This window comes from Nonomuraea sp. NPDC052265, assembly GCF_044547985.1.
GTDB lineage: Bacteria > Actinomycetota > Actinomycetes > Streptosporangiales > Streptosporangiaceae > Nonomuraea.
Map to the genome: position 1 here is coordinate 616,167 of NZ_JBIUBJ010000004.1, position 12,243 is coordinate 628,409.

Here is a 12,243-nt window from a genome sequence, read left to right on the forward strand (position 1 = left end):
CGGCAGTCTCATCCCATAAGGGCATAACTCCGGAGTGATAGCTTCTGCGGGATGCAGCTCGAACTGAGACATCTCAGGACGCTGCGCGCCATCGCCGACCAGGGCAGCGTGACCAGGGCCGCGGCGGCGCTCGGCGTCTCCCAGCCCGCGCTCACCGCCCAGCTCGGGCGGATCGAGCGCCTGCTCGGCGGGGCGGTCTTCACCCGGGACCACCGCGGGGTGGCGGCCACCGCGTTCGGGGAGTTCGTGCTGGCCAGGGCGCGGGTGGTGCTCGCCGGGGTGGACGATCTGCTCGCGGCGGGGCCGTACGAGCTGGCCGGGCAGTCGATCCGGGTGGGCAGCTTCGAGAACCCCGTCGTCGTGCCCCTCGTCGCGAACCTGGCGGGCGCGCTGCCCGAGGCGCGCATCACGCTGCAGACCGAGCACTTCGTCCGGGTGCTGGTGGACATGGTGGCCAACGGACGGCTCGACGTGGCGCTGGTGGCCGACTACCCCGATCACGAGCTGCGGCCCAGCCCGGCCATGGGGATGGGGGTGGTGGCGGTCGAGCCGGTGTTCGTGGCGCTGCCCGCCGCCCATCCGCTGGCCGGGCGTACGGAGGTGGAGCTGGCCGAGCTGGCGGGCGAGCCGTGGGTGCTGCCGCCGCCCGACGGGATGGGCTGGCCGGAGCACCTGCTGGAGACGTGCGGGCGGGCCGGGTTCACGCCGCGCGGGCGGTACCAGCTCGTGGAGGCCGGGGTGCGGCGGGAGCTGATCGCGGCCGGGCACGCGGTGTCGGCCTGCCAGGCGCTCTACGAGGCGGGCGAGCGGGTGGCGGTGCTGCCGCTGCGCGGCAATCCGCTGTGGATGCGGCAGGTGCTCATCTGGCGGTCGTCGTTCGCGGCGCACGCGCCGGCGCTGCTGGAGAGCGCCCGCGCCGCCCACGCCGCCGTCGCGGCCCGCAGCCCGGCGTACACCGCCTGGACCACCCGCTACGGCCGCCCGCCCCTCCCTTCCTGACCCCGCCCCCCTTCGGTACGGACGCGCCGGAGGCGTGGGGCCTTGCTCATTTCCCCGGACGGGGAGACAATCTCACTGGGTGATGAATTATGACTTGCGTGATAGCCGGAGGCGGCCCCGCCGGGGCCGTGCTCGGACTGCTGCTGGCCAGGGCCGGCGTCGAGGTGACGCTGCTGGAGAAGCACGCCGACTTCCTGCGCGACTTCCGCGGCGACACGATCCACCCCTCCACCCTGCGCGTGCTCGGCGAGCTCGGGCTGGCGGAGGAGTTCCTCGAACTGCCCCACCGCAAGGCGCACGAGCTGAGGCTGGTGACCGACGCCGGTGACATCAGGCTCGCGAGCCTGCGCGGCCTGCCGGGCGGCTACGACTACATCGCGTTCGTGCCCCAGTGGGACTTCCTCAAGCTGGTCACCTCGGCCGCGAGCGCGTACCCGAACTTCAGGCTGCTGATGAACGCCGAGGCCCACGACCTGATCCGCGAGGACGGCGCCGTGCGCGGGGTGCGTTACCGCGACCCGTCCGGCGAGCACGAGCTGAGGGCCACCCTGACCGTGGCGGCCGACGGGCGGCACTCGGTGCTGCGCGCCCGCGCCGGCCTGGTCCCCCGGGACCTGCACGCGCCGATGGACGTGGTCTGGTTCAGGCTGCCCCGGCACGACAGCGACCCCGACGACACGTTCCTGCGCATCTCCAACGGCCACATGATGGTCGCCATCAACCGGGAGACCTACTGGCAGCTCGCCTACCTGATCCCCAAGGGCGGTTTCGGGCGACTGACCGAGCAGGGCATCGACGCCCTCAGGCGGCCGGTGGCCACGCTGCTGCCGTACCTGGCCGACCGGGTGGGGGAGATCGAGGGCTTCGACGACGTCAGCGTGCTCACGGTCGCGCTCAACCGGCTGCGCCGCTGGCACCGCCCGGGGTTCCTGTGCATCGGGGACGCGGCGCACGCCATGTCGCCGGTCTTCGGGGTGGGCATCAACCTGGCCGTCCAGGACGCGGTGGCCGCGGCCAACCTGCTGGCCGCGCCGCTCGCCGCGGGCCTGCCGATCCCGGAGGCCACGCTGCACCGGCTGCAGCGGCGGCGCATGCTGCCCACGCGGGTCACGCAGGCGGCCCAGCGGGTGGTGCAGAACCGGGTGATCAGCGCGGCGCTGGGGCGGCGGTTCGACCCGTCCAGGTTGCCGCGCGACGTGACCAGGATTCCGCTGCTCAACCGGCTGCCGCGGCGGTTCATCGGCCTGGGGGTGCTTCCCGAGCACGTCAAGTCTCCCGAAAGCTGATAAATGCATTCTCACAACGTGGACAAGAGGGTCGGTGGGGCCGGGTCAGTGGAATACCCTCGTATCTCGTGAGCAGCAATCTCGTGGATCTCGATTCCTGGCGAGCCCTCCCCGCGGCCCAGCAGCCCGACTGGCCCGATCGCGGTGAGCTCGACAAGGTCGTCGCCGAGCTCGGCGGCCTGCCCCCGCTCGTCTTCGCCGGCGAGTGCGACCAGCTCAAGAGGCAGCTGGCGGCCGTCTCGCGCGGGGAGGCGTTCGTCCTTCAGGGCGGCGACTGCGCCGAGACCTTCGCCGGCGCGACCGCCGACAACGTCCGCAACAAGCTCAAGACGTTGCTGCAGATGGCGATCGTGCTGACCTACGCGGCGAAGGTGCCGGTCGTGAAGATCGGCCGCGTGGCGGGCCAGTTCGCCAAGCCGCGCTCCAAGGGCACGGAGGTCCGCGACGGCGTGGAGCTGCCGGCCTACCGGGGCGACATGGTCAACGGGTTCGATTTCACCCCCGAGTCGCGCCGGCCCGACCCGTGGCGGCTGCTCAAGGCGTACCACTCCTCGGCGGTGACGCTCAACCTCGCGCGCGCCTTCACCAAGGGCGGCTACGCCGACCTGCGCCAGGTCCACGCCTGGAACCAGGACTTCGTGGGCGAGTCGCCCGCCGGCCGCCGCTACGAGCAGCTCGCCCGGGAGATCGACCAGGCGCTGGCCTTCATGCGGGCCTGCGGGGCCGAGCCCGAGGAGTTCCACACGGTCGAGTTCTACTCCTCCCACGAGGCGCTCATCCTCGACTACGACCGGGCGCTCACCCGCATCGACTCGCGCACCGGCCTGCCCTACGACGTCTCGGCGCACATGGTCTGGATCGGCGAGCGCACCCGCCAGCTCGACGGCGCGCACGTCGACTTCTTCGCCGGCATCCGCAACCCGATCGGCGTCAAGCTCGGGCCGACGACCTCGCCCGAAGAGGCGCTCGCGCTGATCCAGAAGCTCAACCCGGACAACGAGCCCGGCCGGCTCACGTTCATCACCCGGATGGGCGCGTCCAAGATCCGCGAGCACCTGCCCACGCTGGTCAAGGAGGTCACGGCCGCCGGCGCCCAGGTGGCCTGGATCTGCGACCCGATGCACGGCAACACCTTCGAGGCGCCGAGCGGGCACAAGACGCGCCACTTCGACGACGTGCTCGACGAGGTGGCGGGGTTCTTCGAGGTCCACCGCGCGCTCGGCACGCACCCGGGCGGCATCCACATCGAATTCACCGGCGACGACGTCACCGAGTGCGTGGGCGGCGGCCACGAGATCGTCGAGGGCGACCTCGGCACCCGTTACGAGACCGCCTGCGACCCGCGGCTCAACCGCGGCCAGTCGCTCGACCTCGCCTTCCGGGTGGCCGAGCTGTACCGGGGCTGAGCACGACGCCCTCCCGGGGCTGAGTGCGGCCTCCTGCCGGGCTGAGCGCGGCGCGTCCTTCCGGGGCGTGCCGCGCGGGCAACCGAACCGAATTCCAGTGCGGGCGGGGTCGGCAAAGCTATGATCACCCGAAAGACCGAAATTTCGGGAGAAATCGTGGATAGTGCCCCCGAGGGGGTCGACCCCAACGTCCCCAACGTCGCGCGGATGTACGACTACTACCTCGACGGCAAGGACAACTTCGCGGCCGACCGCGCCGCGGCTGAGCAGATCCTCAAGGTGTTCCCCAACACCAAGGAGGCCGCCCGCTCCAACCGGGCGTTCCTGCAACGGGCCGTCCGGCACCTGGTGGACTCGGGCGTACGGCAGATCGTCGACCTCGGGGCCGGGCTGCCGACGCAGGGCAACACCCACGAGATCGCCCCCGAGGCGCGCGTGGTCTACGTCGACTACGACTCGGTCGTGTGCGTCCACGGCCGGGCGCTGCTGGCCCGTACGGAGAACGTCGACTTCCTCCAGGCCGACATCCGCGAGGTGGACCTCCTGCTGGACAAGCTGGGCGCCCTGGTGGACTTCGACCAGCCGGTCGCCTTCCTCATGCTGGCGATCCTGCACTTCATCCCCGACGAGCAGGCCCACCCGATCGTGGCCGGGCTGCGCGAGGCGAGCGCTCCCGGCAGTCACCTGGTGATCAGCCACGCCATCGACGCCAAACCCGACACCACCCCGCAGGCGCTGGAGGTCTACAACCAGGCCACGGCCGCGCTGAGCCTCAGGACCGACAAGGAGATCCTGCGCTTCTTCGAGGGCTACGAGCTGGCCGACCCCGGCCTGGTGTTCCCCCAGGACTGGCGGCCCACCGAGCCGCCCGGCCTGACGAACGGCACCGACGTCGGCTACGTCGGCGTCGGCCGCAAGCCCTGACGAACGGCCGGGTCGCGGCCTGCGCTCAGGGCAGGGCCGCCAGAAGCCGCCGCACCCGGGCCGTCGGCGGCCCGGCGGGCACGGCCAGGTGGGTGAGCACCTCGGGCTCGTCCAGGCCGATGTAGGCCACGCCGCGGATGGGCGGCAGCTCGTCGAAGACGGGGTAGAACAGCGTCCACGACGGCGGCCCCGAGGCCAGGTCGATGAGCGTGTCGTGCAGCCCGGTGAAGGCCGGGCCGCGCGGCGGGTCCACCCCCGCCCGTGCCAGAGCCCCGGTGACCAGGTCGTGGAAGGGCGCGTTGCGCTCGCGGGGGGCGAGCCGTACGGGCAGGTCGCCCAGGTGGGCGAGGGTGAGCGTGCCGGCCGTGGCCAGGGCGTGGCCGGCGGGCAGCGCCACGACCAGCGGCTCGGTCCAGGCGGGGAAGAACTCCAGGCCGGGCGCGCTGTCCACGAGCCGGACGAGGGCGGCGTCCAGGTCGCCCGAGCGCACCGCCGCCAGCCGCTCGGCGAGCCCCTGCTTGCTGAGCCGGACCCGCAGGGCGGGGTCGAGCCGGTCGAGCATCGGGTACAGGCGGGTGCCGGGCGCGCGGGACACGCCGAGCCGCAGGGTGGCTCCGGCCAGGTGGCCGGTGACCGCCCGGCGGGCGCGTTCGGCCGCGGCGAGCACCTCGCGGGCCTCGGGCAGCAGCCGCTCCCCCGCCTCGGTCAGCCGTACGTGCCGGGTCGAGCGGTCGAACAGGCGCGCGCCCAGCTCGCGTTCGAGCCGGCTCACCTGCTGGCTGACCGCGGGCTGCACGATGTGCAGCCGCTCGGCGGCCCGGCCGAAGCCGCCCTCGTCGGCGACGGCGACGCTCGTCCAGTCGGCCAATCTCGGGCTGGCGTGGCCGGTCGCGGCGCTGGCCGGGGCGGTGGCGGCGCTCGCGGGGGCCGCGCTGGTCCGGCGCACCCGTACGGTCGCCGCCGGGTTCGTCCCGCCCGACCTGCCCGCCGACCGCGTCTTCCGCCGGGCCGCGCTGGCGGGCGTCGGCGTGTACGGCGGCCTGTTCGCCACCATGTGGGCCGCCCCGCAGCTCCTGGCGGGCGTGCACGGGTGGAGCGTGCTGACGATCGGGGCCTGGCTGCTGCCGGGTGCGCTGGTGGGCGTGGTGCTGGCCAGGATCGCGGGCGCCCGGTCCTGGCTGCTGCCCGCCGTGGCCGCCGCCTTCGCCGCCTGCCTGGTCGCGGCGGGGCTCGCCGGAGTGCTCGCCGGAGTGCTCGGCGGCGGGCTGACGGGCGCGGTGCTGCTGGTGGTGGCCGCCTCGCTCGGGTTCCCGGCGTTCTCGCTGGCCCAGGTGGTGATCGCGGCGTTCCCGCTGGCCGCCGCCCTGACTCGGGGCGGGGAACGCGAAGGCCCCGCCGTGCAGGCGGGGCCCGCCGGAGTCAGTTCTGCTCGGCGTTCTTCAGTTCCTCGCTGAGCTCGGCCCTGATCGCGTCCATGTCGAGGGCCCGGACCTGGCGGATGAGGTCGTCGAGGGCAGGGGCCGGGATCGCGCCGGCCTGGGCGAAGACCACGATGCCGTCGCGGATCGCCATCAGCGTGGGGATCGAGGTGATGTCGAAGCCCTGGGCGAGCGCCTGCTCCGCGTCGGTGTCGATCTTGCCGAAGGTGATGTCGTCGTGCTTGTCGGAGGCCGCTTCGAAGATCGGCCCGAACTTCTTGCACGGCGGGCACCAGGTCGCCCAGAAGTCGAGCAGCACGATGCCCTTGTCGGCGATGTCGTTGAAGTTCTTCCCTGTTACTTCGATGGTCGCCACAAGTGGCTCCTCGCTCTTCGGTGAAATTGCAACCGTGTCAACCACGTACCCCTCACCAGCATTCCATGCCGTGGCGGCCCTCAAGCCCGACACGGCAGGCCATCTGGAACGCCGGAAGGCGCGGCCCGCGGGCCGCGCCTCGGGCTCGGGTCAGTGGCCGCCGGGCAGGGTCAGGCCGATGACCAAGGGGTCGTGGTCGGAGGAGCGGTAGGCGTCCGGCTGGTAGAGGCCGGGCGGGTTGAACTCGGTGTTGTAGTCGCGGATGCGCGGCTCGTCGGAGTTGATGTGCCAGATCGTGGTGCTGGTCACCCGCTTGAGCAGCTGCTTGCCCGCGAAGGCGTGGTCGAGCTCGCCGGCCAGACCGTCGAACAGGTAGCTGTAGCGCTGGGACTCGGGCACGAACCGCTTGGTGAGGCTGGTCAGGCCGCCGGCCTCCAGCGTGTCGATCGGGTCCTCCTCGCCGTAGGCGTTGAGGTCGCCGAGCACGAGCGGGTTGGGCAGGTCCTGGTCGCCGATGATGCCCAGCAGGGCCTGAGCCTGCTTGACGCGGGTGGCGTTCCAGCAGCTCTGGCCGTCGCCCTGGTCGGCGTCGGGGCCGCCGGCCGGGCAGGTGCCCTTGGACTTGAGGTGGTTGACGATCATGGTGAACGGCTGGCCGCCGCCCTTCCTGCGGAAGGTCTGGATCAGCGGCGGGCGGCTGAAGACGGGGTCCTGGGAGGCCCTGGTCTCGCCGACCGGGGTGAGCTTGCCCGGCTTGTAGATCAGCCCGACCTGGATGACGTCCGTGCCGGGGTAGGGGTGGGTGAGCGCCGCGTACGTGCTGGCGCCGACCTCGGCGTTGACGGCGTCCACGAGCGCCTGCAGCGCGGTCTGGCCGTTGTTCTCGACCTCCATGAGGGCGACCGCGTCGGCGTCCAGGCCCTTCAGCGCGGCCACCAGTTTGGCGAGCTGCCGCTGCTGTTCGTTCGCGTTGCTCGCGCCGCGTGAGCCGATGGTGGTGAACCAGTTCAGGGTGTTGAACGAGGCCACCTTCACGTTGCCGGCCACCGGGAACGGGCGCGGCGTGCGCGGGTTGGCGTCCAGGTAGGTGATCGGCTTGGTGGGCTGGAGGCGGTACTCGCCGAAGCCGTACCCGAGCACGCCGGTGACGCCGGCGGCCACCGTCCCCGCCCGCGTGACGGGGGGCAGGGTCGCCGGGTTCTCCCGGTTGGAGCCGTCGTCGATGAGCAGCGAGCGGCGCAGGTCGCCGGCGGGGTCCACGCCGGGCCGGTCGGTGGGCTGGTACAGGCGGCCGTGCGCCGAGACCGTGACCTCGCCGAAGCGGCCCAGGTTGTAGTTGTCGTCCGCGGTGAGCGGCTGCGGGAAGGTGAGCAGCATGTTCTCGACGGACTCCAGCCCGTCCGGGGCTCCGGCCGGGGGCTCTATCGGCAGGGTGTACGGCTGCGCCGCCACGCTCCCGGTGCCGCAGACGTCCACGGCGGTGACCGGGGACAGCTCGGTCCAGCCGTTGTACTCGACGGCCTTGCCGGTGACCAGGACGCGGTCGCCGGCCTTGACGTCCTTGAAGGACTCGCGGGCGAAGACGAACAGGCCCTCGGACGTCCGCGGGTCGGCGTCGGGTCGCGGGTCCTGGAGGAAGAAGCCGCTGAGCTGGTCGGTCCGCTGGAAGTCGCCGGTCACGACGCCTTCGACCCGTACGGTCTGGCCGGCCAGGGGGCTGGCGTCGCCGCTGCCCTGCACCTCGGCGACGCGGCGGTCGGCCGGGGTGTCACAGGGCGCCGCCGCCGTCTCGGCGAGGGCCGGGGTGGCGGTCAGGGCGCCCGCCACGAGGGCAGCGAGTGCTGCTCGGGATAAAACGCGCATGACCGGCACTTTAGAGGGATTATTGCCCGCATATTTCCACACAAAAGTGGATAGAACATTAAATCATCGAACCTTGACATTGGCGCGCGCGGGTATGACCAGTGCATGGACTGGGTCACCTGCGCGTTTTCTGCTGCCTGCCCCGGAATCGCCCAACAGCCGTCGGGCCTGTGCCTGGCGCATCTGCCGGCCGAGGAACTGCCCGCCGTCCTCGCCCGGCTGTCCCCCGGCAGGCTGCTCGACCTCCGCGGCACCACCGTCACCGCCGACCTGCTGTCCCGGGTCCTGGAGGCGACGAGTTGCAGGCCGGGCCGTGCCCGGCTCGATCGGGCCAGGTTCACCGGCGACGTCAGGCTGTCGGACGTGACGTTCGCCGGTGACGTGTCGCTCGACGGGGCCCGGTTCGAGCGGCTGGCCTCCTTCTTCGGGGCGCGCTTCGAGGGCAACGTGTCGCTGGCGGCGGCCAGGTTCGCCCGCGAGCTGTCCTTCCACGGCGTACGCGTCCGGGGGCACGTCTCGCTCGACCGGGCCGTGATGTCCCGCGACGCCCTGTTCGGCCAGGCCGTCTTCGAGCGCGGGCTCTCGTGCGAGGGCGCCCGGTTCGACGGGTACGCCACCTTCGACGACGCCCGCCTGGGCACCGGCGGCACGTTCCGCGGCGCCAGGTTCGGCCGTACCCTCTCCTTCCGCAAGGTGCGCGGGCAGGCGGGGTTCGAGTACGCGCACTTCGCCGGCGACGCGTACCTGTCGGCCACCGGCAGGCTCACGGCCGCGCGCGCCCGCGCCGACGGCCTGCTCGACGTGACGGTCGCGCGCTGCGGGGTGGACCTGCGGCGGGTCGAGGTCTCGGGGGCCGCCACCGTACGGCTGACCGACTCCAGCGCCGACCTGGAGGGCGCCGTGCTGCACGGGCCCGCCTCGGTGACCGGCAAGGGCCTGTCGACGCTCAGCTCGCTGCGCCAGGTGGACGCCGCCAGCCTCACGCTGACCGGCCTCGACCTGTCGGGGTGCGGCTTCGCCGGGCTCACGCGTCCGGCCGGGGTGCGGGTCAGGGACTGCACGTTCGCGCTCACGCCGCGCGGCGTGCGGGTCAGCCTGCGCCGTCCGATGTTGCGCTGGTTCTCGCGGCGCAGCGCGCTGGCCGACGAGCACGCCCTGCGCGGCTGGGACGCCTCCCTCGGCTCCCCCACCACCCCCGACCGGCTGGCCGCCCTCTACGCCGAGCTCCGCGGCCGGATCGAGGACCGCGACACCTCGGCGGACTTCGCCTTCGCCGCCATGGAGATGCGCCGCCAGGCCGGTGAGCACTGGTGGCTGTCCCTGTCGTGGCTGCTGTGGGGGTACGGGATGCGGCTCGGGCGCGCGGTGGCCTGGTGCACGCTGCTCGCGGCGCTGACGGCGGCGGCGGTGTTGTGGAGCTCCACTTCGCACGCGGCCCGCCAGGCGGTCCACCACAACCCGGTCGTCCACCAGTAGCCGGAAACCCGGTGGCAGGCGGCGGATCGGGCCCGCTAGGGTCGCGCCGGTGAGCATCGATCCGCTGCCGCTGCTGTGGTTGTCGGGCCCCACGGGCGCCGGGAAGTCGTCGGCCGGGTGGGAGATCTTCGCCCGGCTCGGCCGCGGCGGCGTCAAGGCGGCCTTCCTCGACGCCGACCAGATCAGCCTCTGCCATCCGGCGCCGGAGGGCGGCACGCATCGCCTGCGGGCGCGCAACCTGGCGGCCCTGTGGCCCGGGTTCCGGCGCGAGGGGATGCGCTGCCTGGTCCTGGCCGGTTTCGTGGACACGCCCGAGGAGGTCCGCGAGTACACCGCGCTGCTTCCCGGCGCGGCGTTCACCGTGTGCCGGCTGCGGGTCCCCCACGCGGAGCTGAGGGAGCGGTTCCTGGGGCGGGGCTGGCGTCCGGACCTGGTGGAGGAGGCCGTGGCCGAGGCCGCGGCGCAGGACCGCAGCCGGTACGCCGACCTGTGCGTGGACACCGGCGGGCTGACGGTGCCGGAGACGGCCCGGCTGGTGCTCGACCGGCTCGGCGGCTGGCCGGCGGCCGTGCCCGCCCCGGGGCCCGTGACCGTGCCCGGCCCGCCCGTGCCAGTGCCCGGCCCGGGGCCGGAGCCCGCGCCGCTCGTCGGCGGGGAGGTTCCCCTGCTGTGGTTCTCGGGCGCGACGGCGGCCGGGAAGTCGACGGTGGGCTACGAGGTCTTCAGCCGCATCCACCGGTCGGGCGTACGGGCCGCCTACGTCGATCTCCGGCAGATCGCCGCGCTGCGCCCGTCCACCGGGGACGAGGGCCGCCGGCTCAAGGCGCACAACCTCGCCGCGCTGTGGGCCGGGTACCGGGCGGCCGGGGCCGGGTGCCTGGTCGTCTCCGGCGGGGCGGACTCCGACGAGACCGTCCGCGGCTTCGCGCGCCTGCTTCCCGGCCTGGCCCCGACCGTGTTCCGGCTGCACGCCTCCCCCGCCACGCTGCTCGAACGCGTGCTGCTGCGCGGCCGGGGAGGCGGCCCGGCGACGCCGGGCGACGAGCTGAGAGGGCTGAGCGCCGACGCCCTGCGGGCCGTGGCCGGGCGGGCGGCGCGGGAGGCCGCGGCCCTCGACCGGGCGGGGGCGGGCGACGTGCGCCTGGACACCGACGACCGCCCGCCGCACGAGCTGGCCAGGCAGGTGCTGGCCTGCCTCCCCTCTCCGATCCGGTGACGGACCCGGTCGTCATGCGGCTCACCGGCGGCGCGTTCCTGCCGGGCGGCCCCTGGTGCCCGGGGAGCTCGCGCCCGACCCGCGAGCTCCCCGCCATGCAGGAGCCGGCTCAGAGGGCGGCGGCCAGGGCCTCGATCGTGGCGAAGTGCCGGGGCCAGCCGCCGCCCATGATCCGGCGGGAGAGCTGCTGGGTGGGGTCGTCGGGGTCGAAGCCCTCGTGGTCGAGGAACAGCCGGGTCCCCCGGCCCTCCGGCACCAGCCGCCAGGTGACCGTCCAGTCGGCCTGCTTGCGGTCGCTCCAGCTGATCCGCAGCAGCTTCTCCTCCTCGAACTCCAGCACCTCGCAGTGCACGGTGCCGTCGAACCCCACCGCCTTCCTGGGCTGGGTGGTGAACGTGAACCGGTGGCCCACCTCCAGCCGGAAGTCGTTGGGCATGAGCCAGCGGGCCATCAGCTCCGGGTCGGTCAGCGCCCGCCACACCTTGCCCGGCGGGTGCGCGAGGAACTCGTCCAGCCGGATCGCTCTCCTGTCCTCAGCCATCTTCTTCTTCCATCTCGTCGAGCAGTGCGGACAGTCCGGCCAGCTTCTCGCGCCAGAACCTCTCGTACGGGGTGAGCCAGTCGCGGATCTCCATGAGCGGCTCCGCCTCCAGCCGGTAGTGCCGTTCCCGCCCCTTGCGGGCCTCGGCCACCAGCCCGGCGTCCCTGAGCACCTTGAGATGCTCCGAGACGCTGGGCCGGCTCATGTCGAACCGCTCGGCCAGCCGCCCGGCGGGCTGGGGCCCCTCCTGGAGCAGCAGGCGCAGCAGTTCGCGCCTGGCCGGGCTGGCCAGCGCGGTGAAGACGTGGTCGGCGGTCATGCCTGGCTGACCACGAACCCATTGCCGAAGGGGTCGCTGAACAGGAGCTGGCGCCCCCACGCCTCGTCGCTCGGCCCCTCGAAGGCGATCTCGCGGGCGGAGAGCCGGGCGGCCAGCGCGTCGAGGTCGGGCGCGGCCACCACGAGCCCGCCGACGGGGGCCATGCCGGGGAACCAGGAGGCGAGCAGCAGCGCGGTCGCCGCCCCCTTGGGCGCGACGGTGAGCCAGCGGCCCATCGGGAACGGATTGTCGGTGCGCACCTCGAAGTCGAGCACGCCGGTGTAGAAGTCGAGCGCCCGCGCCTGGTCGGCGACGGGCACGGTGACGGTGAGGATCCCGGAAATCAGCATGTGGGCCACTATACGTAGGATTTTTCCGACATATCAAGCCGGGGCGCGGAATATCGGGGACTTCCCTGA

13 protein-coding genes are annotated in these 12,243 nt (G+C 73.1%); 7 read left to right on the forward strand and 6 right to left on the reverse strand.

Going from position 1 to position 12,243, the window contains the following annotated elements; all coding sequences use genetic code 11:
• The first annotated feature begins 51 nt into the window (after positions 1–51).
• The 4 genes from ACIHAD_RS16445 (at position 52) to ACIHAD_RS16460 (ending at position 4,615) form a co-directional block, all read left to right on the forward strand.
• The gene (locus ACIHAD_RS16445; protein WP_397355275.1) at positions 52–999 is read left to right on the forward strand and encodes a LysR substrate-binding domain-containing protein; all 948 of its coding nucleotides are present in this window, start codon (positions 52–54) and stop codon (positions 997–999) included.
• Positions 1,000–1,088: 89 nt separating this feature from the next.
• On the forward strand, positions 1,089–2,285 hold the full coding sequence (locus tag ACIHAD_RS16450; RefSeq protein ID WP_397355276.1) for an FAD-dependent oxidoreductase: 1,197 nt from the start codon (positions 1,089–1,091) through the stop codon (positions 2,283–2,285).
• A gap of 68 nt (positions 2,286–2,353) precedes the next feature.
• The gene (locus tag ACIHAD_RS16455; RefSeq protein WP_397355277.1) at positions 2,354–3,691 is read left to right on the forward strand and encodes a class II 3-deoxy-7-phosphoheptulonate synthase; all 1,338 of its coding nucleotides are present in this window, start codon (positions 2,354–2,356) and stop codon (positions 3,689–3,691) included.
• Positions 3,692–3,847: 156 nt separating this feature from the next.
• Positions 3,848–4,615 carry an SAM-dependent methyltransferase gene (locus ACIHAD_RS16460; RefSeq protein WP_397355278.1) on the forward strand — a complete coding sequence of 256 codons (768 nt, stop codon included), beginning with the start codon at positions 3,848–3,850 and terminating at the stop codon, positions 4,613–4,615.
• A 25-nt stretch (positions 4,616–4,640) separates the two neighbouring features.
• Here the strand turns inward: ACIHAD_RS16460 and ACIHAD_RS16465 are convergent, their stop codons facing one another.
• Complete coding sequence (locus ACIHAD_RS16465) at positions 4,641–5,561, reverse strand: LysR family transcriptional regulator (protein ID WP_397355279.1); 921 nt, start codon at positions 5,559–5,561, stop codon at positions 4,641–4,643.
• Here ACIHAD_RS16465 and ACIHAD_RS16470 point away from each other — a divergent pair.
• On the forward strand, positions 5,524–6,069 hold the full coding sequence (locus ACIHAD_RS16470) for a hypothetical protein (RefSeq protein WP_397355281.1): 546 nt from the start codon (positions 5,524–5,526) through the stop codon (positions 6,067–6,069). The genes ACIHAD_RS16465 and ACIHAD_RS16470 overlap by 38 nt on opposite strands.
• Here the strand turns inward: ACIHAD_RS16470 and ACIHAD_RS16475 are convergent.
• Positions 6,035–6,409: a thioredoxin family protein gene (locus ACIHAD_RS16475; protein ID WP_397355282.1), complete on the reverse strand. Its 375-nt coding sequence runs from the start codon at positions 6,407–6,409 to the stop codon at positions 6,035–6,037. The two genes, ACIHAD_RS16470 and ACIHAD_RS16475, sit on opposite strands and share 35 nt — an antisense overlap.
• A gap of 150 nt (positions 6,410–6,559) precedes the next feature.
• The gene (locus ACIHAD_RS16480) at positions 6,560–8,272 is read right to left on the reverse strand and encodes an ExeM/NucH family extracellular endonuclease (RefSeq protein ID WP_397355283.1); all 1,713 of its coding nucleotides are present in this window, start codon (positions 8,270–8,272) and stop codon (positions 6,560–6,562) included.
• 105 nt (positions 8,273–8,377) lie between these two features.
• Here ACIHAD_RS16480 and ACIHAD_RS16485 point away from each other — a divergent pair, with 105 nt between their 5' ends.
• Entirely contained in the window at positions 8,378–9,748 is a 1,371-nt protein-coding gene (locus tag ACIHAD_RS16485) for a pentapeptide repeat-containing protein (protein ID WP_397355284.1), read from the forward strand.
• Between the two features lie 49 nt (positions 9,749–9,797).
• Positions 9,798–10,964, forward strand: coding sequence for a hypothetical protein (locus ACIHAD_RS16490; protein WP_397355285.1), 1,167 nt, complete (start codon positions 9,798–9,800; stop codon positions 10,962–10,964).
• 109 nt (positions 10,965–11,073) lie between these two features.
• Here the strand turns inward: ACIHAD_RS16490 and ACIHAD_RS16495 are convergent, their stop codons facing one another.
• The 3 genes from ACIHAD_RS16495 to ACIHAD_RS16505 are packed head-to-tail and all read right to left on the reverse strand — an operon-like array spanning position 11,074 to position 12,174.
• Positions 11,074–11,505, reverse strand: coding sequence for an SRPBCC domain-containing protein (locus ACIHAD_RS16495; RefSeq protein WP_397355286.1), 432 nt, complete (start codon positions 11,503–11,505; stop codon positions 11,074–11,076).
• On the reverse strand, positions 11,498–11,824 hold the full coding sequence (locus tag ACIHAD_RS16500) for an ArsR/SmtB family transcription factor (RefSeq protein WP_397355287.1): 327 nt from the start codon (positions 11,822–11,824) through the stop codon (positions 11,498–11,500). Before ACIHAD_RS16500 ends, ACIHAD_RS16495 begins: the two co-directional genes overlap by 8 nt.
• A complete protein-coding gene (locus ACIHAD_RS16505; protein ID WP_397355288.1) occupies positions 11,821–12,174 on the reverse strand; it encodes a VOC family protein in 354 nt (117 codons plus the stop codon). Before ACIHAD_RS16505 ends, ACIHAD_RS16500 begins: the two co-directional genes overlap by 4 nt.
• Positions 12,175–12,243: the final 69 nt, after the last annotated feature.

Excerpts from the sequence above, each read along its gene's own strand:
- ACIHAD_RS16445 (WP_397355275.1), top strand. The coding sequence starts at position 52 with ATGCAGCTCGAACTGAGACATCTCAGGACGCTGCGCGCCATCGCCGAC.
- ACIHAD_RS16450 (WP_397355276.1), top strand. The coding sequence starts at position 1,089 with ATGACTTGCGTGATAGCCGGAGGCGGCCCCGCCGGGGCCGTGCTCGGA.
- ACIHAD_RS16480 (WP_397355283.1), bottom strand. The coding sequence starts at position 8,272 with ATGCGCGTTTTATCCCGAGCAGCACTCGCTGCCCTCGTGGCGGGCGCC.
- ACIHAD_RS16485 (WP_397355284.1), top strand. The coding sequence starts at position 8,378 with ATGGACTGGGTCACCTGCGCGTTTTCTGCTGCCTGCCCCGGAATCGCC.
- ACIHAD_RS16495 (WP_397355286.1), bottom strand. The coding sequence starts at position 11,505 with ATGGCTGAGGACAGGAGAGCGATCCGGCTGGACGAGTTCCTCGCGCAC.
- ACIHAD_RS16500 (WP_397355287.1), bottom strand. The coding sequence starts at position 11,824 with ATGACCGCCGACCACGTCTTCACCGCGCTGGCCAGCCCGGCCAGGCGC.
- ACIHAD_RS16505 (WP_397355288.1), bottom strand. The coding sequence starts at position 12,174 with ATGCTGATTTCCGGGATCCTCACCGTCACCGTGCCCGTCGCCGACCAG.